Origin of the sequence: Mesorhizobium sp. M0136 (assembly GCF_040322515.1) — a bacterium.
GTDB lineage: Bacteria > Pseudomonadota > Alphaproteobacteria > Rhizobiales > Rhizobiaceae > Mesorhizobium.
The window spans coordinates 102227-126307 of record NZ_JAMYTP010000003.1 but is presented as its reverse complement, the minus strand read 5'-3'; the positions used below and the strand labels follow the sequence as shown (position 1 = coordinate 126307).

28 protein-coding genes and 1 pseudogene are annotated in these 24081 nt (G+C 62.9%); 23 read left to right on the top strand and 6 right to left on the bottom strand.

The window, feature by feature from the left end; genetic code table 11:
- The 5 genes from NKJ35_RS04350 (at position 1) to NKJ35_RS04330 (ending at position 4705) form a co-directional block, all read left to right on the top strand.
- Positions 1–1131 (top strand): CgeB family protein, encoded by a 1131-nt coding sequence (locus tag NKJ35_RS04350; protein WP_352645245.1) that lies wholly within the window; start codon positions 1–3, stop codon positions 1129–1131.
- On the top strand, positions 1128–2222 hold the full coding sequence (locus NKJ35_RS04345) for a CgeB family protein (protein WP_352645244.1): 1095 nt from the start codon (positions 1128–1130) through the stop codon (positions 2220–2222). Before NKJ35_RS04350 ends, NKJ35_RS04345 begins: the two co-directional genes overlap by 4 nt.
- Positions 2219–3328 carry a CgeB family protein gene (locus NKJ35_RS04340; protein WP_352645242.1) on the top strand — a complete coding sequence of 370 codons (1110 nt, stop codon included), beginning with the start codon at positions 2219–2221 and terminating at the stop codon, positions 3326–3328. Before NKJ35_RS04345 ends, NKJ35_RS04340 begins: the two co-directional genes overlap by 4 nt.
- A 23-nt stretch (positions 3329–3351) precedes the next feature.
- Positions 3352–4398: a UDP-glucuronic acid decarboxylase family protein gene (locus tag NKJ35_RS04335; protein WP_352645240.1), complete on the top strand. Its 1047-nt coding sequence runs from the start codon at positions 3352–3354 to the stop codon at positions 4396–4398.
- Positions 4399–4507: 109 nt separating this feature from the next.
- On the top strand, positions 4508–4705 hold the full coding sequence (locus tag NKJ35_RS04330; RefSeq protein WP_352645238.1) for a hypothetical protein: 198 nt from the start codon (positions 4508–4510) through the stop codon (positions 4703–4705).
- Here NKJ35_RS04330 and NKJ35_RS04325 read toward each other — a convergent pair.
- The gene (locus NKJ35_RS04325) at positions 4642–6474 is read right to left on the bottom strand and encodes a hypothetical protein (RefSeq protein WP_352645236.1); all 1833 of its coding nucleotides are present in this window, start codon (positions 6472–6474) and stop codon (positions 4642–4644) included. The two genes, NKJ35_RS04330 and NKJ35_RS04325, sit on opposite strands and share 64 nt — an antisense overlap.
- Positions 6475–6634: 160 nt before the next feature.
- Here NKJ35_RS04325 and NKJ35_RS04320 point away from each other — a divergent pair, with 160 nt between their 5' ends.
- The 11 genes and pseudogenes from NKJ35_RS04320 to NKJ35_RS04270 all read left to right on the top strand — a co-directional run bounded on the left by NKJ35_RS04320 (position 6635) and on the right by NKJ35_RS04270 (position 15582).
- A complete protein-coding gene (locus tag NKJ35_RS04320; protein ID WP_352645234.1) occupies positions 6635–7738 on the top strand; it encodes an inositol-3-phosphate synthase in 1104 nt (367 codons plus the stop codon).
- Positions 7735–8331 carry a histidine phosphatase family protein gene (locus NKJ35_RS04315; protein WP_352505426.1) on the top strand — a complete coding sequence of 199 codons (597 nt, stop codon included), beginning with the start codon at positions 7735–7737 and terminating at the stop codon, positions 8329–8331. The genes NKJ35_RS04320 and NKJ35_RS04315 overlap by 4 nt, the downstream gene beginning before the upstream one ends.
- Positions 8332–8346: 15 nt before the next feature.
- Positions 8347–9450: a CgeB family protein gene (locus NKJ35_RS04310; RefSeq protein ID WP_352645231.1), complete on the top strand. Its 1104-nt coding sequence runs from the start codon at positions 8347–8349 to the stop codon at positions 9448–9450.
- The gene (locus tag NKJ35_RS04305) at positions 9450–10250 is read left to right on the top strand and encodes a nucleotidyltransferase family protein (protein WP_352645229.1); all 801 of its coding nucleotides are present in this window, start codon (positions 9450–9452) and stop codon (positions 10248–10250) included. Before NKJ35_RS04310 ends, NKJ35_RS04305 begins: the two co-directional genes overlap by 1 nt.
- A gap of 2 nt (positions 10251–10252) precedes the next feature.
- On the top strand, positions 10253–11014 hold the full coding sequence (locus NKJ35_RS04300) for a TIGR04290 family methyltransferase (protein ID WP_352476458.1): 762 nt from the start codon (positions 10253–10255) through the stop codon (positions 11012–11014).
- Positions 11007–11939, top strand: coding sequence for a glycoside hydrolase 5 family protein (locus NKJ35_RS04295; RefSeq protein ID WP_352645227.1), 933 nt, complete (start codon positions 11007–11009; stop codon positions 11937–11939). The genes NKJ35_RS04300 and NKJ35_RS04295 overlap by 8 nt, the downstream gene beginning before the upstream one ends.
- Before the next feature lie 20 nt (positions 11940–11959).
- A complete protein-coding gene (locus tag NKJ35_RS04290) occupies positions 11960–13024 on the top strand; it encodes a glycosyltransferase family 4 protein (protein WP_352645225.1) in 1065 nt (354 codons plus the stop codon).
- A gap of 7 nt (positions 13025–13031) precedes the next feature.
- Complete coding sequence (locus NKJ35_RS04285) at positions 13032–14021, top strand: GNAT family N-acetyltransferase (protein ID WP_352645223.1); 990 nt, start codon at positions 13032–13034, stop codon at positions 14019–14021.
- Positions 14018–14785: pseudogene (locus tag NKJ35_RS04280) on the top strand (class I SAM-dependent methyltransferase); the annotation flags it as partial. The gene NKJ35_RS04285 and the pseudogene NKJ35_RS04280, both read left to right, overlap by 4 nt.
- A gap of 222 nt (positions 14786–15007) precedes the next feature.
- Positions 15008–15226, top strand: a complete 219-nt coding sequence (locus NKJ35_RS04275; protein ID WP_352645498.1) for a hypothetical protein — start codon at positions 15008–15010, stop codon at positions 15224–15226.
- 179 nt (positions 15227–15405) lie between these two features.
- Positions 15406–15582 carry a hypothetical protein gene (locus tag NKJ35_RS04270; RefSeq protein ID WP_254818813.1) on the top strand — a complete coding sequence of 59 codons (177 nt, stop codon included), beginning with the start codon at positions 15406–15408 and terminating at the stop codon, positions 15580–15582.
- Between the two features lie 11 nt (positions 15583–15593).
- Here NKJ35_RS04270 and NKJ35_RS04265 read toward each other — a convergent pair whose 3' ends face one another.
- Positions 15594–16178, bottom strand: coding sequence for a sigma-70 family RNA polymerase sigma factor (locus NKJ35_RS04265; protein ID WP_254818908.1), 585 nt, complete (start codon positions 16176–16178; stop codon positions 15594–15596).
- Between the two features lie 296 nt (positions 16179–16474).
- Here NKJ35_RS04265 and NKJ35_RS04260 point away from each other — a divergent pair, with 296 nt between their 5' ends.
- The 3 genes from NKJ35_RS04260 to NKJ35_RS04250 all read left to right on the top strand — a co-directional run bounded on the left by NKJ35_RS04260 (position 16475) and on the right by NKJ35_RS04250 (position 17476).
- Complete coding sequence (locus NKJ35_RS04260; protein ID WP_254818814.1) at positions 16475–16678, top strand: hypothetical protein; 204 nt, start codon at positions 16475–16477, stop codon at positions 16676–16678.
- Between the two features lie 118 nt (positions 16679–16796).
- Positions 16797–17144, top strand: coding sequence for a DUF982 domain-containing protein (locus NKJ35_RS04255; protein ID WP_352645221.1), 348 nt, complete (start codon positions 16797–16799; stop codon positions 17142–17144).
- A gap of 32 nt (positions 17145–17176) precedes the next feature.
- Complete coding sequence (locus tag NKJ35_RS04250) at positions 17177–17476, top strand: DUF982 domain-containing protein (protein WP_352645219.1); 300 nt, start codon at positions 17177–17179, stop codon at positions 17474–17476.
- 41 nt (positions 17477–17517) lie between these two features.
- On the opposite strand, the gene NKJ35_RS04245 is transcribed toward NKJ35_RS04250, so the two are convergent.
- The 4 genes from NKJ35_RS04245 to NKJ35_RS04230 form a co-directional block, all read right to left on the bottom strand.
- Complete coding sequence (locus NKJ35_RS04245) at positions 17518–18087, bottom strand: hypothetical protein (protein WP_352645217.1); 570 nt, start codon at positions 18085–18087, stop codon at positions 17518–17520.
- Between the two features lie 10 nt (positions 18088–18097).
- Positions 18098–18733 (bottom strand): LysE family translocator, encoded by a 636-nt coding sequence (locus tag NKJ35_RS04240; protein WP_352645215.1) that lies wholly within the window; start codon positions 18731–18733, stop codon positions 18098–18100.
- 4 nt (positions 18734–18737) lie between these two features.
- Positions 18738–18896 carry a hypothetical protein gene (locus NKJ35_RS04235; RefSeq protein WP_352645213.1) on the bottom strand — a complete coding sequence of 53 codons (159 nt, stop codon included), beginning with the start codon at positions 18894–18896 and terminating at the stop codon, positions 18738–18740.
- 118 nt (positions 18897–19014) lie between these two features.
- Positions 19015–19845: an SIR2 family NAD-dependent protein deacylase gene (locus NKJ35_RS04230; protein ID WP_502894251.1), complete on the bottom strand. Its 831-nt coding sequence runs from the start codon at positions 19843–19845 to the stop codon at positions 19015–19017.
- Between the two features lie 214 nt (positions 19846–20059).
- On the opposite strand from NKJ35_RS04230, the gene NKJ35_RS04225 reads away from it, so the two are divergent.
- The 4 genes from NKJ35_RS04225 to NKJ35_RS04210 all read left to right on the top strand — a co-directional run bounded on the left by NKJ35_RS04225 (position 20060) and on the right by NKJ35_RS04210 (position 24081).
- The gene (locus NKJ35_RS04225) at positions 20060–20839 is read left to right on the top strand and encodes a heme-binding protein (RefSeq protein WP_352645211.1); all 780 of its coding nucleotides are present in this window, start codon (positions 20060–20062) and stop codon (positions 20837–20839) included.
- A gap of 104 nt (positions 20840–20943) precedes the next feature.
- Positions 20944–22701: a methanol/ethanol family PQQ-dependent dehydrogenase gene (locus tag NKJ35_RS04220; protein WP_502904611.1), complete on the top strand. Its 1758-nt coding sequence runs from the start codon at positions 20944–20946 to the stop codon at positions 22699–22701.
- On the top strand, positions 22682–23551 hold the full coding sequence (locus NKJ35_RS04215; protein WP_352645207.1) for a substrate-binding domain-containing protein: 870 nt from the start codon (positions 22682–22684) through the stop codon (positions 23549–23551). The genes NKJ35_RS04220 and NKJ35_RS04215 overlap by 20 nt, the downstream gene beginning before the upstream one ends.
- Positions 23548–24081: a c-type cytochrome gene (locus NKJ35_RS04210; protein ID WP_352476448.1), complete on the top strand. Its 534-nt coding sequence runs from the start codon at positions 23548–23550 to the stop codon at positions 24079–24081. Before NKJ35_RS04215 ends, NKJ35_RS04210 begins: the two co-directional genes overlap by 4 nt.

Sequence of the window (24081 nt, the reverse complement as noted above, 5' to 3'; positions counted from 1 at the left end):
ATGCGGTTTTTGTTCTACACCCATTCGATCGTTTCCGACTGGAACCACGGCAACGCACATTTCCTGCGCGGCATCATGCGTGAGCTGGTCGCGCGCGGGCACCAGGCTATCGCGCTGGAGCCCGCCGACGGCTGGAGCCGGTCGAACCTGCTGGCCGAGAAAGGATCCTTCGCGATCGAACGATTCCGGAAGGACTTTCCCGAGCTGATGCCGGTCACCTATGACGCCGCCTTCGACCACGAAGCCTGGATCTCCGATGCCGATGTGGTGATCGTGCATGAGTGGACCGAGCCGGGTCTTGTCGCGCGGCTGGGCAGGGCGAAAGCGAATGGCGGGCGTTTCACGCTGCTGTTCCACGACACGCACCATCGCGCTATATCGGCCACGCAAGCGATCTCCTCCTTGCGGCTTGAACATTATGACGGCGTGCTCGCCTTCGGCGAGGCGCTGCGGGAAAGCTATCTCCGTGCCGGATGGGGCAAGCGGGTCTTCACCTGGCACGAGGCAGCCGATGACCACCTGTTCCAGCCGCATCCTGAAATCGAGCGTAGTTCCGACCTTATCTGGATCGGCAATTGGGGCGACGACGAGCGCAGCGCCGAAATCAGGGAGTTCCTGGTCGGCCCGGTACGTGAGCTCGGCCTGAGCGGAACCGTCCACGGCGTTCGCTATCCGCCGGAGGCGCTCGCCGACCTTGCGGCCGCCGGCCTGCGCTACGAAGGCTGGATCGCCAATGCCGACGTGCCGAAGGCATTCGCGGCGAACCGCATCACGGTTCACATCCCGCGGCGTCCATATCGCGAAAGCCTGCCCGGCATCCCGACCATCCGCATGTTCGAGGCGCTCGCCTGCGGCATTCCGCTTGTTTCGGCGCCCTGGTCCGATGTCGAACGCTTGTTCAGGCCCGGCACCGATTTCTTGTTTGCAAATAATGGCTTCGAGATGCGGCGTCATCTTCGCGCCGTGCTGCACGATGCGGATCTCGCCGCTTCTCTGGCGACCTCGGGCCTCGAGACCATCCGCTTGCGGCACACATGCCGGCACCGGGCGGATGAATTGTTCGGCGTGCTCGCCGAATGCGGGCACCGCCAAGCCGCCGACACGATCCTTGCAAAGGAGGCCGCCGAATGAAGATCGCATTCTACGGATCGAGCCTGCTGTCGTCCTATTGGAACGGCGCGGCAACCTATTACCGCGGATTGCTCAAGGCCCTGGCAAGGCTCGGCTATGACATCACCTTCTACGAGCCGGACGTCTACGATCGCCAGAAAAACCGCGACATCGAGGCGCCGGACTGGTGTGCCGTGGTCGTCTACGAGGCCACCCCGCATGCCATGATGCAGGTGGCCGCGCGGGCGGCGGAGGCGGATGTCGTCGTCAAGGCGAGTGGCGTCGGTTTCGCCGACGACGCGCTGTTGCGGGCGGTGCTCGATCACGCCCGTGCCGATGCGCTGACCGTATTCTGGGATGTCGATGCGCCGGCGACGCTCGGCCAGTTGCGCGACGAGCCCGACCATCCGCTGCATCGCGCGCTGCAGGAACTCGACCTCGTGCTGACCTATGGCGGCGGCGACCCGGTGGTCTGGGCCTATCGGGCCATGGGAGCGGCCGAATGCGTGCCGATCTACAATGCGCTCGATCCGGAAACGCATCATCCGGTCGGCAAGGATATGCGTTTTGCCTGCGATCTCGCCTTCCTCGGCAACCGGCTGCCGGACCGCGAGGCGCGCGTCGAGGCCTTCTTCCTCGACCCGGCCGGCCGCTCGGCCGATCAGCGCTTCCTGCTCGGCGGGTCTGGCTGGGGCGACAAGCAGATGCCTGCCAATGTCCGATGGCTGGGCCATGTCGGCACGCGTGACCACAATGCACTGAACGTCACGGCCAAGGCGGTGCTCAACATCAGCCGCGACAGCATGGCGGCCAATGGCTTCTCACCGGCGACGCGCGTGTTCGAGGCAGCCGGCGCCGGCGCATGCCTCATCACCGACGCCTGGCTCGGTGTGGACCTGTTCCTGAAACCCGGCGAGGAAATCCTGGTCGCGCGCGATGGCGAGGATGTCGCCGAGATCATGCAAAGCCTTAGCGCCGAACGGGCCAAGGCGATCGGGGCATCCGCGCTTCGGCGGGTACTTGGCGAACATACCTATACGACACGGGCCGTTTTGGCCGACGCCATTTTCAGGCGCCATTTCGAGCGTCCGACCGTGGAGGCGGCCGAATGACGAAGCCGCTCGACATCGTCTTTCTTGGCCTGTCGCTCTCCTCGTCCTGGGGAAACGGCCACGCCACCACCTTTCGGGGGCTGCTTAAAGGTCTCCACGAACTCGGTCACCGCGTCACCTTTCTCGAACGCGACGTGCCGTGGTACGCAAGTCACCGGGATCTGCGCGACCCCGATTTCTGCGCGTTGCGCTACTATGAAACGACCGATGATCTTCGCCGCAATTTTGCGCGCTGCCTGCGCGATGCCGATATCGTGGTCGTCGGCTCCTTCGTTCCCGAAGGTCCTGAAATCATCGACGTCGTGGCATCGCTGTGCACAGGTCAGTTCTGCTTCTACGACATCGACACGCCGGTCACGCTGGCAAAGCTTTCAACCGATGATTGCGAGTATATTGCCAGGCGGCAAGTCCCGTATTTCGATGTCTACTTCTCCTTCACCGGCGGGCCGACGCTTGCCCGTCTGACTGCGGAATTCGGCGCGAGGCGGGCCGAGCCGCTCTACTGCTCTGTCGACCCGGAACGGCATCACGGAACCGGTGACCCGATCCGCTGGGATCTCGGCTATCTCGGCACGTACAGCCCCGACCGCCAGGCGACGCTGGAGGCCCTGCTGTTCGAACCGGCGCGTCGCATGCCGGAGCGCCGCTTCGTCGTTGCCGGCTCGCAATATCCGCGCGAAATCGCCTGGCCGGACAATGTCGATCGCATCGAACACCTGCCGCCGGCAGATCATGCCGCCTTTTACAGCCGCCAACGTTACACGTTGAACGTCACGCGCAGTTCCATGATCGCGGCCGGATGGTCGCCCAGCGTGCGACTCTTCGAGGCAGCCGCCTGCGGCACGGCGATCATCAGCGATTGCTGGGCCGGACTGGACAGCCTGTTTCCAGGGCGGACGATCCACACGGCGCGCAGGACCGAGGACGTAATCGGTATCCTGTCTGGAGAATCCGACGGCGCCCGGCTTGCCATGGCCAAGCAGGCGCGCGGGCTCATCCTGGCAGCTCACACAAGCATCGCAAGAGCCCGCGAATTCGTTGCGCTGCTGGCGCAGGCCAAATCGCCACGTTCTGTTCTCGATCTGGACGTCGAGAGCGCAGCATGACCCGCAGACGGGAGAAGATAGAGATGCAGCTATCAAGAAAGGCGCAACGGACCAAGACCGTGCTTGTCGCCGGCGGCGCCGGCTTCCTCGGTTCGCATCTTTGCGAGACAATGCTCCAGGCCGGCTGGCGCGTGATCTGCGTCGACAATTTCCTTACCGGCCGCATGGAGAACATAGCATCGATCGCCGATCGCCCGGATTTTCGGCTGATCAAGCAAGACATTTGCCGGCCGTTGGAGCTTGGCGAACCGGTGGATCGCATCTTCAACATGGCATGCGCGGCCTCGCCGCCGCGTTACCAGGCCGACCCGGTCCACACGACGCGGACTTGTGTCATCGGGACGCTCAATCTGCTGGAGCTCGCCGCCCGTGATGGCGCCCGCTTCCTGCAGGCGTCCACCAGCGAAATTTATGGCGATCCCGAACAGCATCCGCAGAAGGAAGACTATGTCGGCCACGTGAACTGCATCGGCCCCCGCGCCTGCTATGATGAAGGCAAGCGCACCGCCGAAACCTTATGCTTCGATTATTTGAGAATGGGAAAAGCCGATATCCGTGTCGCGCGCATCTTCAACACCTATGGCCCCAGGATGGACCCTGCGGACGGACGGATCGTTTCCAATCTGATCATGCAGGCACTCGAGAGACGGCCGCTGACGATATTCGGCGACGGGCTGCAGACCAGGTCGTTCTGCTACGTTTCCGATCTGGTCGACGGCTTGATCCGGTTGATGGAGGTCGATCCCAATCCACGCCAGCCAGTCAATCTGGGCAATCCGGGGGAGTTCACCATCCTGCAACTGGCGAGCCTGGTGAGAGGCATGACCGCAACCAAATCGGGCCTGAAATTCCTGCCGCTGCCACAAGACGATCCTCGTCGTCGGCAACCCGACATATCCCGCGCAAAGAAGCTTCTCGGCTGGTCGCCAAAAGTGCCGCTCAGGCAAGGTTTGATGCGCACGATCGGCTATTTTGCCGAGCTTGAGACGGCGCAGATGATCGACAGAAGACGTCAAATTGCCGCCACCGTGCGTTCTGCCTCAGGCCGGCTGCAAAACCTGCCAGCCTGAGGCGGGGAGCGTCTGGCCGCTGCATGATCGCGCGGTCGTTTCGGATTTGGTCACTTTTTCTCGTCGCGGGAACAACCCGTCCAGCTTCTGGTTCTGCCAAGGTACCGGCATGGAGACGACCGTGCATCCGAAGCGATCCGCCAAAGACATCGAGCAAATGGCCGCGAAGGAGACGGCTGCCTTCCTGCGGCGCGCCTCCATCACCTATCTGGAATGCTGCGTGAGCCTGATGATGACGCATCTTCAGCGCGAGGAGGTAGTCGCTATCCTCGAAAAGGAAGCGGATATGCTTCGCCGGCTGGATTGATCCTGGTCGAAGGGCCGCAGTTCCCCTTGGTTCTCCAGGAAACGAAGCAACATCGAGGTATAACGTCTTGCCGCGGCCGCCAGCCGGATCTGTTCCCGATCATCGCCAGATCGTGCAGCCATGCTCCACAAGCCAAGCTGGAACGCAAGATAGCAGGGCTCATAGTATTGGACCAGATTGGCATCGACGGGACGGGAGGCTCTCGCTTCCACGGCCTTGCAAAGCGCCCCAGTCGCCGAATTGGAGAGGCTGTACTCGACACGGGCGCCGGCAATGTCCCAGGCGATGTTCTGGCAGCCGATCAGATCGTGCGATCGGCAATGATCGAGGGCGTCCGTCTTGACCAGCGTTCCACTGCGCGAAAGGATGAACTCCCACGGGTGAAGCCGCCCGTCGATCTCGACCCGCTGCATGGTCTTGGGTGGAGCCTGTTTCGAGAACCAGGTCTGCAGCTCCGCCGCGCGGCGTTCGCCCAGCGCTTCACTTGTATTCCGCACGGCCATGTCGGCAAGCGCGTCCAGCGAGGCACCTGGCTCCGAGGCGGGCAGATTGGCTGCGCGCCAGGCGAGATAGCCCGCCAGGTGAGCGACCAATTTTTCTTTCGAAAGCGTTGCCCGGTCCAGCGTTGTGCCGTCGATCCAGCGTTCGACCAGAAAGCCATGGCACAGCCCGGCGACTTCCGGGCCAAAGCCTGCGTCGTGCAGCCTCCTGGCGGTCTCGGCCTTGTGCATTCCGATTTCACCGAGGCCGACGAATTTGACCGACCATTTTTCCCGGCCCGCGGAAGCGAGGAACTTCCGCCGCTCGAAGCCGCGATGAACGGGCGGCCACTGATCCTGCGAGCCATAATGCAAGCGACGCCACTCTCCGGCGGATATTTCCATCAGGCTGACCGCTGTGCGGCCGATCATTCTAGCCACCCAATCCCGCAGCGCCGGCAGAGCGGATCCAGCGGGGAAAGTCCGTTCGAAATCCGAGGTGTGTTTTTGGCACACCGTCCATGCCTCACGGATGTCCGCCGACGTCGCGGGGCCCGGGCCACCCAAATGACTTGGGAACAGATGGATGCGCCTGGTATCGATGCCCAGCGCTTGTAGCCATGCGACGACGGCATGGAACGAGCTGCCGGACAGACCCGGGCCCTCATCGACGATGGCAAAGCGGGCCGACGGCTTCGTCATCCAGCCGCTGATCAGCTCCGGATCGGCGGCAAGCCGCCTGCGAAACGGGTGGCCGGTCGGACGGACGCTGACGGGTGCTGGCGCGCCGATGGCTGCAGCCACCATCGATGCAAGCCCAAGGCCGATGCTGCGGATGCCGATCACGCATGTGTTCGCATCGAGACCCGACTGCCGCGCGGCGACGAAATAGCTCTCCGGATAGAGCGCGTAGTGAGCGTAGCCCTCAGCCGCGCCGGTCAGAATGTCGCCATCGCATTCGAGTTCGGCCAACATTCGCGGCACTTCGGCATCGACCGGGCCGTCGACGGCGAATCCGGCCCTCCACGATCTGCCCACGTCCCGGGCCAAGCCGACCAGGAGATTTGCGCCCGCGATCCGTTGTGGGGAATTCCTGTCTATGCCCTTGGCCTCGAATTCCGCGTCGGCAAGGCCCTGGACCAATTCCGAGACCTTGATGAACAGGCCGACCAGGGCTGCGTGCCGTCCGATCCCGCTTGGCATGTCCGCGATGTGCCCGGCCGCGTCGCAAGCCGAGGCGCGAACATATCGCGCGCTCTCAGTTTGCTTGTGGTCGCCATAGACGATCATTGTCTCGTCCCGGTTGGCCTCACCCCCCGGCTGCACAACTCGGCGGGCGCTACTTTGATCCACCGTCGGTTGCACGATTTTTACAGCCGGCAAGGAACAATCCGGGAGGAAGGCGGTTTGGCACGAAGAACTTACCTTCAACAGCATAGGCAGCGGTTTCGTGGGATCGAAGAAAGTTCGGATCGGAATAGTCGGCGTCGGCAACTGCGCCTCCTCCCTTGTTCAGGGCATCACCTATTACCGCGACGCAAGGAGCAATGAACCCATACCGGGGCTGATGCATGCCGATCTTGGCGGCTACCATGTCAAGGACATCGAGGTGGTCTGCGCTTTCGACGTCGCCAAGGGCAAGGTCGGACGTGATGTGGCAGACGCGATCTACAGCGCGCCCAACAATACTTTCCGCTTTGCCAATGTTGCGCCTACCGGCGTTCGCGTCGAACGCGGACCGACGCTGGACGGCATCGGCAAATATCTGCGCGACGAGATCGAGGAGGCCGACGAGCCGGTCGCCAATGTCGGCAAGATCCTCGCCGAAAGCGGCGCCGAGATCCTGGTGTCCTATCTGCCAGTCGGTTCGGAGGAGGCAACACGCTTTTATGCCGAGTGCGCGCTCGAGGCGGGCTGCGCCTTCGTCAACTGCATACCAGTCTTCATCGCCTCGCGGCCGGAGTGGCGCCGGCGCTTCGAGCAGCACGGGCTGCCGCTGATCGGCGACGACATCAAGAGCCAGGTCGGTGCGACGATCGTCCACCGGCTGCTCGCCAACCTGTTCCGTGAGCGCGGCGTGCGCATCGATCGCACCTACCAGCTCAATTTCGGCGGCAACACCGACTTCCTCAATATGCTGGAGCGCGAGCGGCTGGAATCAAAGAAGATCTCAAAGACGCAATCCGTCACCAGCCAGATCGACGTCCCCCTGGAGCCCGGCAACATTCACGTCGGGCCGAGCGACCATGTCCCGTGGCTGACCGACCGCAAGTGGGCCTATATCCGGGTCGAAGGCACGACCTTCGGCGGCGTGCCGCTGAATGCCGAGCTCAAGCTGGAAGTGTGGGATTCGCCCAATTCGGCCGGCGTCGTCATCGATGCGGTGCGTTGCGCCAAGCTGGCGCTCGACCGCGGCATCGCGGGCGCGCTGACCGGCCCATGCAGCTATTTCATGAAATCGCCGCCCGAGCAGTTCACCGACGCGGAAGCCCGCCAGCGCACGCTCTCTTTCATCGCCGGCAAGGACGAGCCGATGCTCGATGCGGCGGAATGACGACGACGTTTTTTCTGGTGCGCCACGCCGCGCATGACAATGTCGGCTGTTATCTTGCCGGGCGGATGGCCGGCGTTTGCCTCGGCGAGGCCGGCAGGGCACAGGCCTCGCATCTGGCTGACCGTATGGCACGCGAGCCGGTAGCGGCAATCTTCTGCAGCCCGCGCGAACGCACGCAGGAGACTGCGACTCCGATGGCGCTCGCCTGTAATGCCGGTGAAATCGTGATCCGCGAGGAACTCGATGAGATCGACTTCGGCACCTGGTCGGGAAAGACCTTCGAGGAGCTGAACAAGGATGCCGACTGGCGAGCGTGGAACGACCAGCGTCAGCAAGCGAGAACGCCGAGCGGCGAGACCATGCTTGACGTGCAGCAACGCGTCGTCTTGCTGATCGAACAGGTCCGCGGCACCTACCAGAACCAGTGCGTTGCACTGGTCAGCCATGCCGACGTCATCAAGGCCGCGGTGTGCAAAGTGCTCGGCCTGTCGCTGGGGAACTGCTTTCGCTTCGATATCGACCCAGCGTCAATCACCACGGTTGTTTGGGGGGACTGGGGGTCGAAGCTGATCAGACTCAACGAAGCTGCCTGACGAGGAATTTGCCGGATGCGCATGGTCATTTTCGGTCTTACCGTGACATCGTCGTGGGGCAACGGCCACGCCACGCTGTGGCGCGGATTGATCCGGGCGATGGCCGGGCTGGGCTGGTCCATCACCTTCTTCGAACGCAACACCCCCTATTATGCCGGTACACGCGACCTCGACCAGTTGGATGGCGGCAACCTTGTCCTTTATCCGGATTGGGAGGACATCCAGCGCGTTGCCGAGAAGGCGATGAAAGAGGCCGATGTCGTCATCGTCACCTCCTATTGTCCCGATGCCGTGAGCGCGTCGCGCCTTGCTCACCAGGCCTGTCGCGGGCTGAAGGTCTTCTACGATCTGGACACGCCGGTGACGCTGGCGCGGATCGAACAAGGCGAGCCTCCGGCCTATTTCGGACCGGAAGGACTTCGCGATTTCGATCTCGTGCTGAGCTACACGGGAGGAACCGCGATCGACGCATTGAGGTCGACGCTGGGTGCACGCCGCGTCATGCCGCTCTACGGCCATGTCGATCCAGAGCGACACCGGCCCGCCCCGCCCAGGCCGGAGTTTGCCGGCGACCTGTCCTATCTTGGAACCTATGCGGCAGACCGCCAGGCCGGGGTCGAGAGGTTGCTGGTCAGCCCGGCTGCGCGCCTGCCGGATCGCCGTTTCATTATTGGCGGCGCACAATATCCGCAGGAATTCCCGTGGAGCGACAATATCTTCTTCGTCCGGCATCTGCCGCCGGCCGACCACCCCGCCTTCTTTTCATCATCACGACTGACCCTGAACGTGACCCGCGAGGCGATGGCCGAACGGGGCTGGTGTCCTTCCGGCCGGCTGTTCGAAGCCGCCGCTTGCGGGGCTGCGATGGTGAGCGACACATGGCCCGGACTGGAGGCCTTTTTCCGGCCCGGTGAAGAGATCGTCGTGGCCAACAGCACCGACGACGTGGTCGCGGCGCTCGACCTGTCCGACGCCGAGCTTGACGCGATCCGCCGCCGTGCGCGCGAGCGGGTGCTGGACGAACACACCTCGGCGCGGCGCGCGAAGGAATTCGACCGCATCCTGTCCGATGCACTGCACGGCTCCACGCATGGCGAGCCGTTGAAGGAGGCAGTTTGATGTTGGGCATCGTGCCCGCAGCCGGACGGGGAAGCCGCATCCAGCCGCTCGGCTTTTCGAAGGAGCTTCTGCCGGTCGGCAGCCGCATCGACGGCAACACCGAGCGGCCTTGCGCGGTCAGCGAATACCTGGTGCGCCGCATGGTCCGCGCTGGGGCCGACAAGATCTGTTTCGTCATCGGCTCGGGTAAGTCGGATATCCTGGAATATTATTCTGCCGGCTATGCCGACGCGGCCGCTCTGTTCGTGGTGCAGCCTTCTCCGGTCGGCCTTTGCGACGCCATCTTCCGCGCCGCACCGCTCGTCGCAGCCGACGAGACCGTTCTGGTCGGGTTGCCCGACACGATCTGGTTTCCCGAAGACGGCTTCCTGGCCCTCCCGGACGACGGCCTGTCCTTCCTGCTGTTTCCGGTGGACCAGCCGGAGTTCTTCGATGCCGTCGTTGTCGACGAGGACGGCCGGGTGAAGCAAATCCAGGTCAAGCAACAGAATGCCGCGTCGAACTGGATCTGGGGTGCGTTCAAGATGCCCGGCCGCACCCTTCATCAGCTCGCCGCGCTGTGGCGGGAACGGGACCGGTGCGACGAATATATCGGCACGCTGGTCAACGCCTATCTCGCCGCCGGGGGCGAAGCCTATGGCATCAAGGCTGGCACCGCTTATGTCGACGTCGGCACCTTCAACGGTTACCGCACCGCATTGCGGCTGCTTGAAAGCGCCGCCGGTACCCAGGACGGCCAAGCCGCCATTACGCTGCCCGGCCACCAGCACGTCCCTATCCTCGCAGGCGAAGGAGGCTAGCCATGCTGCATTCCGATGCCGAGATCCGCCGCCGTATCGATGCGCTCGGCCCATGGTTCCACAACATGGAGCTGGCCGGCATCGAAACCGCTCCCGACCATTTCCTTGGCAACTATCCGCTGATCAAATGGCGCAAATTCGCCGACGCGATTCCCGCCGATCTTTCCGGTAAGGCGGTGCTCGACATAGGCTGCAATGCGGGTTTCTACTCGATCGAGATGAAACGTCGCGGCGCCGGCCGCGTGCTAGGCATCGACTTCGATGAAGCTTACCTGGCGCAGGCGCGCTTTGCCGCCGAGGTCGCAGACTGCGACATCGAATTCCGGCAGCTCTCGGTCTACGACGTTGGCGCCCTGCATGAGCGGTTCGACATCGTGCTGTTCATGGGCGTGCTCTACCATTTGCGCCATCCTCTGCTCGCACTCGATCTGATCCGGGAGCACGTCGCCGACGACCTGATGATCTTCCAGTCGATGCAGCGCGGCAGCACCAACGTGCCGGCGCTCGAGCAGAACTATCATTTCTGGACCCACGACCTTTTCGACCGGCCGGAATTCCCAAAGCTGCATTTCATCGAGCATCGTTACGCCGACGACCCGACCAACTGGTGGATTCCCAATCGCGCCTGCACCGAAGCCATGCTTCGCAGCGCCGGCTTCAAGATCGTGCTGCAACCGGAACAGGAGGTCTATTTCTGCCGCACCGCCGACGTGCCGGCCGGCGGCGGCGCCGTCTACCCGTCGAAAGGACAGATAAATGATTGAAGCCGCGATGATCTGGAACGAGCCCAACAACAAATCCCACTGGGATCCCGAGCTCGACCCCGACTGGAGCCGCTTCGCCGCTACGGCAATCCTGGCCGCCGACGCAATCGCGGCGGAGAATCCCGCCTTGACCAAGGTGCTGGGCGGCATCTCGCCGATCGATGCCGGCTTCATGACACGGATGAAGGAATTCGGCGTGCTCGATCATGTCGACGCGGTCGCCGTACACGGCTTTCCGCTCGACTGGAACCTCTGGCAGATCCACGAATGGCCGCAGAAGGTCGGCGAGATCTCGGCTGTCACCGATCTTCCGGTATGGGTCAGCGAGGTCGGCGTGTCGACCTTCGGCGCCGAGGAGGTACAGGTCTGGGGCCTGCGCCGGACCGCGGAATTGCTGATCGGCAACGCACCGCGCATCCAATGGTACAGCCTCTACGACCTGCCGCGCGAGTGGGAAGCGACGACGCGCCATCGCGAGGCGGAAGGCTCGTCTTACTATCGCCATTTCTACATGGGCCTGCTTCGCCAGGACGGCACGCCAAAGCCCGCGCTCGAGGAGTTCCTGCACCACACGCCGGCATTAGGACTGGTGCAGTGGTTCCATTTCGAAGATCATCGGCTTGATGACGCCGTTGCCTGGATGAAACGCCTCGGCGTCACCAATCTGCGTACCGGGCTTTCCTGGGCCGACAGCTTCAGGCCGAACGCGCTTGACTGGTTCGACCGGCAGATGGAGGCGTTGGCCGACTTCGACGTGACCGTTACTTTCTGCTTCACGCCGGAGCATCGTGGAATGATGCCGCACCACAGCAGTCCGCCGCTGGTGCCGGAGGAATTCGCCGAGTTCTGCGCGGCAATGACGCGCCGCTATGCCGGCAGCATCGCTGCCCCCTCCGTCGGCGGGCTACGCGCCTCCGCAGCGTGAGGAGCTTCGGCTCTCCCGCCATGACGCTCACCGTCCTCAACGTCGCCTATCCCCTCGCCCCGGTCGGGCCGGATGCGGTCGGTGGTGCCGAGCAGGTGCTGTCGATGCTCGACCAGGCGCTCGTACAGGCCGGACACCGCTCGATCGTGATCGGTTGCCAGGGCTCGAGCGCTGCGGGCACTCTCATCGAGACGCCGGCCGAACCGGGCGTGCTCGATGAAGCGGCGAAGCGCCGGGCGCAGCGTGCTCATCGCGCTGCAATCGCTACCGCACGCGCTCGCTGGCCAATCGACGTGGTTCATTTGCACGGCATCGATTTCGACGCCTATCTGCCGGGCGACGGGCCGACATTGGTGACCCTGCACTTGCCGCTCGACTGGTATCCGGCCGACGCTCTCAATCCGACACGGGAGGATCTGTGGCTGCATGCGGTATCAGCGGCTCAGCAAAGAACCGCGCCGCCGGGAGCCAGGCTCATCGAACCGATCCCGAACGGAGTGGACATTGACGCGCTCAGCGAGCGGCAGGCCAAGCGCGCCTTTGCCCTCGTGCTCAGCCGCGTCTGCCCGGAAAAGGGCATCCATCTGGCGCTGGACGCAGCCAAGAAGGCCGGTGTGCCGTTGGTCATCGGCGGCAAAGTCTACCCTTACGAAACCCACACCGCGTATTTTCACGACGAGGTCGGACCTCGGCTGGACGACCGGCGCCGCTTCCTTGGTCCGGTCGGCTTTGTCGCCAAGCGGCGCCTGCTGAACACAGCCCGCTGCCTGGTCATCCCGAGCCTTGCCGCGGAAACCAGTTCGCTGGTCGCCATGGAGGCGCTCGCCTGCGGCACGCCCGTGGTGGCCTTCCCGAATGGCGCACTGCCGGATGTGGTCGAGCACGGCAAGACCGGGTATCTGGTCGGGGATGTCGACGAGATGGCGCAAGCCATCCTTGCCGCGCCCGACCTGGATCCCGAGACCTGCCGGGCCGAGGCGCGGCAGCGCTTTTCACTCGACCGCATGGTTTCCTCCTACATGGACGCCTATCGGGCGCTGGCACGGCTCGGCACAGACAGCGGGCAGCTCGCGACGGCGAAGTGAGCGGGACATGCTCCGCGGTGAGATCATCGACGATCCGGCCGGCCTCGAAGCCCTTGAGCCGCACTGGTGGGAACTCTGGTCGCGCAGTCCCTCGGCGACGCCGTTCCAGTCTCCCGCATGGTTGCTGCCATGGTGGCGGACATTCGCTCCCGGCGAGCTAGCGACGGTCGCCGTCTGGCGTGGCGCCGATCTGGTCGGCCTGGCGCCACTCTATCTGGAACGCCAGGGCTCCGGCGCGCGGCTGCTTCCGCTCGGCATTTCGTTGAGCGACTATCTGGATGTCCTTTGTATTCCCGAAACCGCCGAACCGGTCGCCATCGCCATCGCCGACACGGTTCTTTCCCTCGGCTGGTCACAGTGGATCTTGCAGGACCTGCCTCCCGGCGGCGCCGGCCTTGCCATCAGGCATGCCGCGCTCGAATCGTGCCAAGCCGTCAGTCATGCCGCTTGCCCGGTGCTCGCTCTCGCCGGCGACCAGACGCTTCAGGGCTGTGTTCCGGCGCGGCGGAGGCGCCAATTGCGCCGCGCCCTCAGGGCCGCGTCGAGACGCGGCAGGGTCTCCATCGAATCCGCTTTGTCCGATCCGCAGACATTCCTCGATCACCTGATCCGCCTTCACCGCGCGCGCTGGGCCGGACACGGCGACGGCGTTCTGTCCGATTCCCGCGTGGAAGCATTCCACCGTCAGGCGCTGCCGCAGCTGGTCGTACACGTGCTTGCCCGATGCTGGCTCATCACCATCGGTGACGTGACCGTGGGCGCCTATTACGGGTTCCATGATCGGGGCCGCGCTTACGCTTATCTCGGTGGCTTCGATCCGGCCTATGCCGATGAAAGTCCTGGCGCGCTGCTCATCGGCCAGGCGATAAGGCAGGCGATCTGCGAAGGCGCAGAAGAGTTCGATTTTCTGCGCGGACAAGAGGCCTACAAATACAGCTGGGGCGCCGTCGACCGGTGGACGATGCGCAAGATCTGGACGCGGAGCAAAGGTCAATGAGCGCGACCCAGCCAGGACCTCGGCGGTCGACGTCAGCAAGACGGGTGCTGGAGGACTGCATGGCAGACGGTGCCAGCGTCGAAGCCGTCATCGCCAGGCTGGCTCTCCGTTTCGAGACAGGAATCGAACCCGCAGAACTGGCGAAGATTGCACAAAACACGCATTCGGCCGATCCGCGAAAGACGGCAAAATTACAACGGATCGCGGACCTGCTTCAGCGCAGGCCCGAGATCTTCGCCACGCTGCGCAAAATAGGTGCTGCCGTTCGGCACGAGCGTGGCGGTGGCGAGACCGACGATGCGGTCGTCAAGCGGCTGGCGGCCGGGTTTGACGCAGCGGCGGCTATCTCCCCGGCGGCGAGCGTCCAGCTGTCGTCGCTGGGCAATGAGGGAAAGCTCGCGGCCGCTACGGCTGAGATCGTTACATGGCTGGAGAGGCGAGGCTTTACCGGTACCGACCGCGACATACTGGATATCGGCTGTGGCATCGGTCGGTTCGAACAGGTGCTCTCTGCTCTGTCGCACCGGATCGTCGGCAGCGATATATCCCCGGCGATGATCTCGATCGCCCGCCGGCGATGCGCGGGGCTCGGCAATGTAGAATTCCGCCCTACCCGCGGTTTCGATCTTGCCGATTTTCGCGATGCCAGCTTCGACCGCGTGCTGGCCGTCGACAGCTTTCCCTATCTGGTGCTGGCCGGCCTCGCGGAACGACATTTCGTGGAAATCGCACGCGTGCTGAAGAGGCCAGGCATGGCCGTGCTTTTGAATTATTCATATCGCGGATCGCCGGCGCTGGATCGCGCCGATGTCCATAACTTCGCCAACGCAAATGGCATGCAAGTTGTCGTCGACGGCGAAAAGCCGTTCCGGCACTGGGATGGCGATGCCTTCCTGCTTACGATTTCCGGCGGAACATTGCGGCCCAACGCAGGTTCGGATGCCGAACGGGAAAAGCCGCTATTCGACAGCAGGAAGGAGGACGAGATGGCGTCCGGCAGCAAGAAGCACATCGGTCGCGGCAGTCACGGCAAAGGCGCCGGCGCTGGCGCGATGACCGATCTTCCCAAGGACAAGATCGGAGAGAACGCCGTTCTGTCCAACAGAGACAAGAAGCAGCACACCAAGGAGCGTGGGCTCGACGGCAATCGGGTCAAATCCGAGCAGTACCAGGATCATTCAGCGGATCGGCGGCCTGGAGACTGATCGTTGCGGCAGCATATGGCTTGCAGCCGGTGAGCAATTGAAATGCAGCGAGAGCCCAACCGCTGACGAAGCTGTGCAAGGACCGAAGCCGGTCGCATGGATGGCCTGCAAATTCTTGCAAACTCGCACTGTTGCCACCAGAGTGAGATGAAGGGACCAACATTTGCCAAGAGAACGCGATGTCTCGCGCAAGGGAAGATTCCGTCGGCACGCGCGCCGACCTGACGATAGACCGGGAAATCGCTTCCTTGCTTGCGGCAATCGAGCAGGAAAGGGTTCCTGACCGGCTGACCAAACTTGCGATCGAATTGCAGCATGCGCTTGTCGAAAGACGCTTGCGCGGAACCAGTAACTAACGTGACATATATTAGCGGCGCCTCTCGGCTTCGAAGTCCAGTTGTCCTTCGGACAGATAGCTGCGCCTTTCCATCAGGGTTTGCGAGGAACTTTCGCCTAGGTATTCAAGCACGCCGGCGCGGGCCCTGTTGAGCCGGCTCTTCACGGTTCCCACCGCGCAACCGCATATTTCGGCGGTTTCCTCATAGCTGACGCCCAGCACGCCTATCAGCATCAGAACCTCGCGCTGATGCTCAGGAAGGCTCTGGATGGCCTGGTGGACTTCCTTGCCCTGTACGGACCATTCCTGCGTCGCTTCCGAGATCGGCCGCAGCGAAGCACAGTCGAGCAGGCCGGGCGCTTCCCTCACGGCGGCCCTGACACGCGTGTAGTAGGTGTTGCGCATGATCGTGAAGAGCCATGACTTCATACGCGTTCCAGCTTCGAACTTGTCAATGTTGGCCAGGCCCTTGGTCAGCGTCTCCTGGACCAGGTCGTCGGCATCATCGGGAGTGCGGCAGAAGGTGCGGGCGAAAGCCCTCAAAGCGGGTATGAGGTCGACGATGGAAACGTCTTCGGTTTCGCGGGTCGCTAAGGCGTAGGCTGTGGGTGGCAATGGTCCAGCTCCCGTCCAGAATGAGTTCGCGAGCGCAGACCAGTTAAATGCATTGGGCGAAAGATCGTTCCGGTTGGCGAAAATCACCCGACTCCAGAAAACCGGAGAGGGCTTGGCTGAGCAATCCCGGCCGACGGCGATATTTTTGACGGAACAACCATCGGGATCGCGGAGTTCAAAATCAAGGTCGTCCGACAATTCGGGCGCCGCCATTTGGCGCGTCGAAATGCGATTCGCAGCGAGCCTTGGCCGCGACCTCAAGGGCGGCCTGCCACCTCAAGAAACAGGAGGAGTCCATGACAGGAAACAAGCACGCCAAAGGCAAAACGCCGGCCGATAGCGATCTTGCCAACGATCCCGGCATCGGCAGTTCCAGGGGCACGATCAAGGAGGGCGACCGGCTCGATCAGGGCACCAATACGTTCGAAGGCGATGTCGAAAACGACACCACGCCGCAAGGCGGTATCAATCCTCGGCAAAAGATGCGGACCAACAAGTGACCGGCCGCGCACGATCGAACAAACCTGCTGCAACCCGTGCAGCAATCCCGCGTTAAAGAGCATGAGCCTCGGGTCCGCCCCGGGCGTTGATGCGACAGGCTCTTTCGCGGAGACACAGATGACAAAAAAACTGTTTGGCCGCCCCGTTCCAATTCTCGTCGGCCTTGGTTTCCCTCGCTATGTCGAAAATATCTGGCAGGCCTATGACGTCTTAAATGAATGGCCGAGCCGCGGTCCGGCGCACAAGGCGGCGTTCGACGCCTGTCGCGCCGGGCTGGCTGACGAGCTCGACGTCGAGACGGTGCGCGCGGCGTTCGATAAATTCGCCCGCAAGGCGGGCATTCTAGCCTACGATATCGCAGCCGAAACACCAGCACGCGCCAAAACAGCTGCGAAGGCCTACGACGTTTGGCTGAAACGCCCATCGGACAGTCGTGTAGACCCTGAAGACACGCAGCTTGCTTGAAGCGACACCTTGCTTGAACCGGGAGGAATACGGTGCAGAGAATAGAGTTCGATACACCTGTTTGCATCTATTTCGGCAAGCCTGGGCGATCGCGATTGGTCAGTTCCGTTTTCGAAGCAGTGCATTGCCTGAAAAGCGAGAAATGGCCGGCGCGCAATGCCCCACTGGCGCTGGCGGCCGCTGATGTATTGAATCGCGCCCGAACCGGTGAAATTACGGCCGGCAAAGCGCGGCAAGCGTTTGTCGACGCCGCGTGGGAGGCAAACATTCTCGTCGAAGGCGAGCCGCATGACGGGCATGCCACGACAGCCCTCATATCGGACTGCGGGTGAAGCGGCAGGCTGCCTCCCTGCAGTTCCGCCCAAAGCTTGGTTTATCGCGAATGATTGGCGTTCTCGGCCTTTTTCTCGCGCTGTTGCCTGAGGACCTCGTCGGTTCCGACCAGCTTCTTCGATCCGCCGGGAATCGCGGTGGACACAACAGCCGGTGGGTCGCTTGCCGGGAAGGAATCTTCCAGGCCTGCCTGCAACTGGTCTTCCAGCGTTTGCGGCTCTTCAGAGCGGCCGGGGGTCCTTCGGGTATCTACGCTCTCCAGCGGCTGTGTCATGTCCGGTGAAGACCTGACTTCTCGAATCCAGCCATAGAGCTGTTCGATGGCAAATTCCTTCATCGTGTCGAAATCGGCGTTTTCGTCACGCAATGCCTCGATTTGGTCGACCATGGTCTTCTCGAAACGTTCGAGGCTATCGCTTCCGCAAGCCCGGCAGAGACGCACCAGCGCCTCGCGCAGTATGAGTGGCGCAAAGTGCGCCGTTGCCTCAAGCCTGAGCTGCTGCAAACGCTCCGGGGTAGCGGCTTGGAACTTCGACATGCTCGACCTCTTCGCCTTGTGGAGCATGTCAACGAAAATTGTCGGCGGATGTTCCATCGGCGGCCGCTGCATCGCTCGATCCTCAGCGGTGCGCGCCACCACCGACTGCCATGCGGATACCGAGACCGACGACGACGCAGCCTGCCACCCGCTGCTGCCAGAGCCTTACCTTCGGTCGTTTCATAATCCAGGCCCCGAGCGTGCCGGATGCGAGTGCATATGTGCCCAGCACCAGCACACCGGTCATTTTCTGGGTGCCACCGAGCAGCAGCAATTGCAGCGTGACCGATCCGCGAGCAGGATCGACGAACTGCGGAAGGAATGCCACCATAAAGGTTATCGGCCAAGGATTTATCAGATTGGCGATCATTCCTTCGCGTGCGGCCACAAGCGGTCTGACATTGCGCGCCTCCTCGACGGCGACGCTGGCTGACGGCAACAGCACCAGACGCGATCCAAGCCAAACGAGATAAGCTGCACCCGCCCAGCGAAGCATGGCAAAGGCAAGCGGCGATGCCTGGAGCAGCGACGATATGCCGAGGGCAAGGAGCGGCAGCTGGACCATACCGGCGCCGAGGGTCATTCCGAGGACGGTGAACAGGGCAATATCACGGCCCTGCCCGATGCCGCGCGCAATCACCAGCAGACTGTCGGGCCCCGGCGGCATCTGCATCAGGATGACCGTTCCGACAAAAGCCGTCCACGAAGCGGGATCCACGCCGCTACTTCGCCCCGGTTTCGTAAGATGCCTTCGCGCTGTCCTTCAACCGGCCGGCATCTCGCATCGTCTTGAGTGCTTCGTCCCTCGTCAGGCCGCACCTGCGGGCAAAAAAATCGATCTCATAGGCCAACTCGGCCGACAGGTCGTGTTTGGTATGCATTCTTCGCTTGTGTTTGCGTGCGCCCATTCAGGCTCGGTCCCGGATACGTTAGTCCTCCCGAACTCACATCGGATCAGTCGGTTCCACTGCCGGACCAATCCGCTTTCCGCAGGTTTTCTCACGCGCTGTCTGGCCGGCCCACCCTATCCTTGAGTTCGTTCAGGAACGCGAGCAGCGCGTCCTCAGGATCGTCGGCCTCTTCGGTCAGCATATCGATGCCCCAGTGGCCGAGAACAGCCTCCTGGACGATGCTCGGCTGCGACATGAAGATGAAGGATTTCGGGCGGCTCTTCTCGTAGCCAGACCGTCGCCAGGTCTGCCAAAGCCTGTGCAACAGCAGACGGATGTTCATATCAGACATGCTGTAGCCGATGAACAGGATGGTGCGCCCCAGTGCGTCGGCGCGAAACTTCACGTCGAGCGGCGAATCGAACGAAAGCCGGTCAAAATAGTCGGTCTCCGCCAGGACCAGCGATTTGTCGTCGTCGAAATCGCCGTGGAATTTGATGATCTGCGTCACCTCGCCGGTCGTCTTGGGCAAGTCCTTTGCGTTGGCCACCTTCACAAAGGGCCGGCCATGAATCTCGAAGGCAACCTCGAGGTTGCGATCATAATTGGTGGTGTAGATGATCGGAAAATCGAGCGATACGATGAGCTTGTGGATTGCCGACCGCTGTACTTCTTCCCGCGAGACGCTCCATTCACGATCCATCCAACTGCGCAAAGGGCCGAGGCTCCCCTGCTTCAGCCGGTAATATTCGGCAAGCGCCTGATAGCTAGCCTCCGGTGCGCCGATCATGTCCTCGTCAAGGCCGAGCTCGTTTTGCATGTGCTCGATGAGCTTTTGCCAAGACGGCAAGCCGACGCTCATCGACACCCCGGCTCCAACGAACAAGATAGCTCGTCGCTCTTTCACCGATTGAGCCAGTTGCTCGACTGCGGACAGCATTCGACACAACTGCCAGAAGTGCTGCTCTGTTCCGACGGCGCATGGACCATCCCAAGAATAACTCCGATTTCCGGTTGAGTGCCAACACCCAGATCGGCTGTCCCGAGTTCCGGTCCCCGAGTTTGTCCGACCGAATCCGATATTTATTTCGTTCCCTTTGGCACTTCTGCGCCTCCTACGCGTTGGAGAGTGTTCAACAAAGACAGCGCAGCTAATGGATCGCCATCGGATTGTCTCGGTAGCATTATGTCTGTTCCTGCTTACGATCGGCGCCGTCCAGCAAAAGGCTTGGGCTCAAGCACCTTGCCCGGCCGACCATGACAAGTTGCTGGCCGCCCTCAAGGCCAGCGTCAAATCCAGCGGCGGTCCCGGCAATGGCGGCTTCGACACTAATGAATGGGCGGCAGTCGTGGCTCGCGACGGAACTGTCTGCGCCGTCGCCTTCAGTGGGCCTACCGCCGACGCCCAGTGGCCTGGCAGCCGGCTGATCGCCGCCGAAAAAGCCAATACCGCCAACGGGCTCAGCCTCGCCCACATGGCGTTGTCCACCGCGAACCTCTATGCGCCGGTGCAGCCCGGCGGTCCTCTATTCGGCCTGCAGGCCACCAATCCGGTCAATCCAGCGGTGGCCTATGCCGGCGATCCTTCGACGTTTGGAAGCCCCAGCGATCCATTGCTGGGAAAGCCTATCGGCGGTGTCGTCGTGTTTGGCGGCGGCCTGGCTCTCTACGACGGCAAGGGGATCGTCGGGGCCCTGGGGATAAGCGGCGATTCCTCCTGTGCCGACCACAATGTCGCCTGGCGTGTGCGCGCCGCGCTCGGGCTGGACAAGGTACCGGCAGGCGTCAACCCAAACCGCAAGGACGCTATCATTTACGACCTCGATCCCGGCGGCAAGAGCGCCTCCGGCTGGGGCCATCCATTGTGTGCCGGAAGCGAGGCGGACGTGGCGGCGGAGCTTGGCGCCGGGGTCGGCGGCTCGATACGCAAATGAGGAAAGGGCGACAGGTGGCGGCGAAAACTCGTGTGTCAGCCAAAGGCGGAAACAGACCAATGGCTGCGATGCTGGGATGGACGCTGCTGGCGGGGTTTGGACTGATGACGGCGGCGGTTGCGCAGTCAATATCAAGCCCTGCGATAAATCCGCCGGCCGCAGCTGCTCCGCCCGACGACGGCCAGTGGGCGATGCCGGCAAAGAACTACGCCTCGACCCGCTACAGCGAACTTGCGGAGATCACCGAAGACACCGTCAAAAACCTGCAGGTGGCCTTCACCTTCTCGACCGGCGTCAACAAGGGCCAGGAGGCTGCGCCCCTGGTCGTCGGCAACACGATGTACATCGTGACGCCGTTTCCCAACATCCTCTATGCGCTTGACCTTACCAAGCCCGGCGCGCCGATGAAGTGGAAATTCGAGCCCAACCCCGAGCCCGCCGCGCAGGGAGTTGCCTGTTGCGACGTGGTCAACCGTGGTGCGGCCTTCTTCGACGGGCACATCTATTTCAACACGCTCGATGGTCATGCCATCGCCGTCGATGCGGCCACCGGCAAACCGGTCTGGAACACCCATATCGGCAACATCAATATCGGCGAGACCATCACCATGGCGCCGCTGGTGGTGAAGGGGAAGGTACTGGTCGGCAATTCCGGCGGCGAAATGGGCGTACGCGGCTGGATCAAGGCGCTCGACGCCGGCGACGGGCACGTCGTCTGGACGGCCTACAATACCGGCCCGGACGCCGAGGTGCTGATCGGCCCCGATTTCAAGCCGCATTACGACATGGATAAGGGCAAGGATCTCGGGGTGACATCGTGGCCGCCCGACGCCTGGAAGATCGGCGGCGGCAATGTGTGGGGCTGGATCTCCTATGACCCGGACCTCAACCTGATCTTCCACGGCACAGGAAATCCCGGTCCGTGGAATCCGGATCTGCGGCCCGGCGACAATAAATGGACGGCCGGCATCTTTGCCCGCGATCCCGACACCGGCGCAGCCAAATGGTTTTACCAATGGACCCCGCACGATTTGCACGACTACGACGGCATCAACGAACAGGTGCTGCTCGACATGACCTGGCAGGGCAAGCCTCGCAAGGTGCTGGTCCGACCGGAACGCAACGGCTACGTCTATCTGTTGGACCGCACTACGGGCGAAGTACTGTCGGCAGTGCCGTTCGGGCCTGTCAATTCCAGCAAGGGCGTCGACCTGAACACCGGCCGGCTGATTGTAAATCCGGACAAGAAGACCGGCACCGGCAAGGTCGTCCGCGACATCTGTCCCACCGCATCGGGCCTCAAGGACTGGCAACCTTCGGCGTTCTCGCCCAAGACCGGCCTGCTCTACATCCCGCATAATAACATGTGCATGGACGAAGAAGGCGTCGAGGTGAATTACATCGCCGGCACGCCCTATGTCGGCATGAACGTGCGCATGATTCCCGGGCCGGGCGGCAATCGCGGTGCATTTACTGCCTGGGATGTCGCCGCCGCCAAACCGGCGTGGAGCCTGAAGGAGAACTTTCCGGTGTGGAGCGGCGCCGTCGCCACCGCCGGCAACGTCGTATTCTATGGCACGATGGAAGGCTGGTTCAAGGCGGTCAGCGCCAGGACCGGCGAACTGCTTTGGCAGTTCAAGACGTCGTCCGGCATCATCGGCCAGCCGATCACCTATCGCGGCCCGGACGGGCACCAATATGTTGCGGTTCTTTCGGGCGTCGGTGGCTGGGCCGGTGCGATCGTATCCGGCGATCTCGACCCGCGCGACGCCACCGCCGCGCTCGGCTTCGTCAACGTCATGAAGGATCTGAAGGATGTAACCACGCCGGGAGGTACGCTGTATGTGTTCCGGCTGCCTTGAGACGATCGGCCGCGTTATGTGCTCACGGAAAACGCGTTCGCGGCGGCTTGCCGCCGCGGTTGGCGCACTGGCGCTCTCGCTTGTGGCCGCCGTTGCCGATGCGCGCGAGTTGAGGATCTGCGCAGATCCCAACAACATGCCGTTCTCCAATGCCGCCCGGGAAGGCTTTGAAAACAAGATTGCCGAACTCGTCGCCCGGGAGCTGGGTGCGACTGTTTCCTACACGTGGTGGGCACAGCGGCGCGGCTTCGTCCGCAACACGCTGAAAGCCGGCCTGTGCGATCTGGTGCCCGGCACGCCCGCCAATCTCGAGATGCTGCGCACCACGGCGCCCTACTACCGGTCTTCCTACGTCTTCGTGACACGCAGGGATGCGCCGGAAATCGCGTCCTTCAACGATCCTCGCCTGCGCGATCTGCACATCGGCGTCCAGCTGATCGGCGACGACGGCGCCAACTCGCCACCCGTCCAGGCGCTCGGCAGTCGCGGCATCGTCGGTCATCTCGTCGGTTTCCCCGTCTATGGCGACTATTCGGCGCCGAACCCGCCAGCGCGCATCATTGAGGCGGTCGCGAATGGCGACATCGACATGGCCGTCGTCTGGGGACCGTTGGCCGGCTACTTCGGTGCCAGGCAAAAAGTACCGCTGCGGATTACGCCGGTTGCACCGCGCATCGACGGTCCGCTGCTGCCGATGATCTACGACATCTCGATGGGCGTGCGCCACGACGACGATGCGCTGCGCAGCGAGGTAGACGCAGCGCTCGCCAAACACCGCGCCGAGATCGATGCAATCCTGGCGGCATATGACGTGCCTCGCCTCGACGTCGCCGGGGCGGCAGCGCGATGAACCGCGGCCTTCCATGCGTGCTGTCGGCGATGCTCGTTCTTGCCGGTTGCCAGCGTGAGGAACGCGACACGCGTCCACAGTCGGCGCTCGGCTCGGGCGACCAACCGGCAGCCGTCACAGCCCTCGAGCCGGGCGGCCAGCGGCCAGCCTCGTCCAACAACAAGGCCGGAGTGTTCGAGGCCAACGCCTTCCACCTCAGCGAGGGCAAGCGTCTGTTCAACTGGTTCAACTGTTCCGGCTGCCATGCCAATGGCGGTGGCGGCATGGGCCCGGCGCTCATGGACCAGAAGTGGCTCTATGGCAGCTCGATCGAAAGCATCCACGCCACGATCAGGGACGGTCGGCCAAACGGCATGCCGAGCTTTCGGGACAAGATCCCGGACGACCAGATCTGGGAGCTTGCCGCCTTCGTCCGCGCGTTGAGCGGCAACGCGCCAAAATCGGCTGCGCCGAGCCGCGACGACGACATGATGCCCCATCCGTCCGAAAATCGCCTGCCGGATGCCGCGACTCTGGGGAAGTCGCCGTGA

Excerpts from the sequence above, each read along its gene's own strand:
- NKJ35_RS04350 (WP_352645245.1), top strand. The coding sequence starts at position 1 with ATGCGGTTTTTGTTCTACACCCATTCGATCGTTTCCGACTGGAACCAC.
- NKJ35_RS04345 (WP_352645244.1), top strand. The coding sequence starts at position 1,128 with ATGAAGATCGCATTCTACGGATCGAGCCTGCTGTCGTCCTATTGGAAC.
- NKJ35_RS04340 (WP_352645242.1), top strand. The coding sequence starts at position 2,219 with ATGACGAAGCCGCTCGACATCGTCTTTCTTGGCCTGTCGCTCTCCTCG.
- NKJ35_RS04335 (WP_352645240.1), top strand. The coding sequence starts at position 3,352 with ATGCAGCTATCAAGAAAGGCGCAACGGACCAAGACCGTGCTTGTCGCC.
- NKJ35_RS04330 (WP_352645238.1), top strand. The coding sequence starts at position 4,508 with ATGGAGACGACCGTGCATCCGAAGCGATCCGCCAAAGACATCGAGCAA.
- NKJ35_RS04325 (WP_352645236.1), bottom strand. The coding sequence starts at position 6,474 with ATGATCGTCTATGGCGACCACAAGCAAACTGAGAGCGCGCGATATGTT.
- NKJ35_RS04315 (WP_352505426.1), top strand. The coding sequence starts at position 7,735 with ATGACGACGACGTTTTTTCTGGTGCGCCACGCCGCGCATGACAATGTC.
- NKJ35_RS04310 (WP_352645231.1), top strand. The coding sequence starts at position 8,347 with ATGCGCATGGTCATTTTCGGTCTTACCGTGACATCGTCGTGGGGCAAC.
- NKJ35_RS04305 (WP_352645229.1), top strand. The coding sequence starts at position 9,450 with ATGTTGGGCATCGTGCCCGCAGCCGGACGGGGAAGCCGCATCCAGCCG.
- NKJ35_RS04300 (WP_352476458.1), top strand. The coding sequence starts at position 10,253 with ATGCTGCATTCCGATGCCGAGATCCGCCGCCGTATCGATGCGCTCGGC.
- NKJ35_RS04295 (WP_352645227.1), top strand. The coding sequence starts at position 11,007 with ATGATTGAAGCCGCGATGATCTGGAACGAGCCCAACAACAAATCCCAC.
- NKJ35_RS04290 (WP_352645225.1), top strand. The coding sequence starts at position 11,960 with ATGACGCTCACCGTCCTCAACGTCGCCTATCCCCTCGCCCCGGTCGGG.
- NKJ35_RS04285 (WP_352645223.1), top strand. The coding sequence starts at position 13,032 with ATGCTCCGCGGTGAGATCATCGACGATCCGGCCGGCCTCGAAGCCCTT.
- NKJ35_RS04275 (WP_352645498.1), top strand. The coding sequence starts at position 15,008 with ATGGCGTCCGGCAGCAAGAAGCACATCGGTCGCGGCAGTCACGGCAAA.
- NKJ35_RS04270 (WP_254818813.1), top strand. The coding sequence starts at position 15,406 with ATGTCTCGCGCAAGGGAAGATTCCGTCGGCACGCGCGCCGACCTGACG.
- NKJ35_RS04260 (WP_254818814.1), top strand. The coding sequence starts at position 16,475 with ATGACAGGAAACAAGCACGCCAAAGGCAAAACGCCGGCCGATAGCGAT.
- NKJ35_RS04255 (WP_352645221.1), top strand. The coding sequence starts at position 16,797 with ATGACAAAAAAACTGTTTGGCCGCCCCGTTCCAATTCTCGTCGGCCTT.
- NKJ35_RS04245 (WP_352645217.1), bottom strand. The coding sequence starts at position 18,087 with ATGCAGCGGCCGCCGATGGAACATCCGCCGACAATTTTCGTTGACATG.
- NKJ35_RS04235 (WP_352645213.1), bottom strand. The coding sequence starts at position 18,896 with ATGCATACCAAACACGACCTGTCGGCCGAGTTGGCCTATGAGATCGAT.
- NKJ35_RS04230 (WP_502894251.1), bottom strand. The coding sequence starts at position 19,845 with ATGCTGTCCGCAGTCGAGCAACTGGCTCAATCGGTGAAAGAGCGACGA.
- NKJ35_RS04225 (WP_352645211.1), top strand. The coding sequence starts at position 20,060 with ATGGATCGCCATCGGATTGTCTCGGTAGCATTATGTCTGTTCCTGCTT.
- NKJ35_RS04220 (WP_502904611.1), top strand. The coding sequence starts at position 20,944 with ATGACGGCGGCGGTTGCGCAGTCAATATCAAGCCCTGCGATAAATCCG.
- NKJ35_RS04215 (WP_352645207.1), top strand. The coding sequence starts at position 22,682 with ATGTGTTCCGGCTGCCTTGAGACGATCGGCCGCGTTATGTGCTCACGG.
- NKJ35_RS04210 (WP_352476448.1), top strand. The coding sequence starts at position 23,548 with ATGAACCGCGGCCTTCCATGCGTGCTGTCGGCGATGCTCGTTCTTGCC.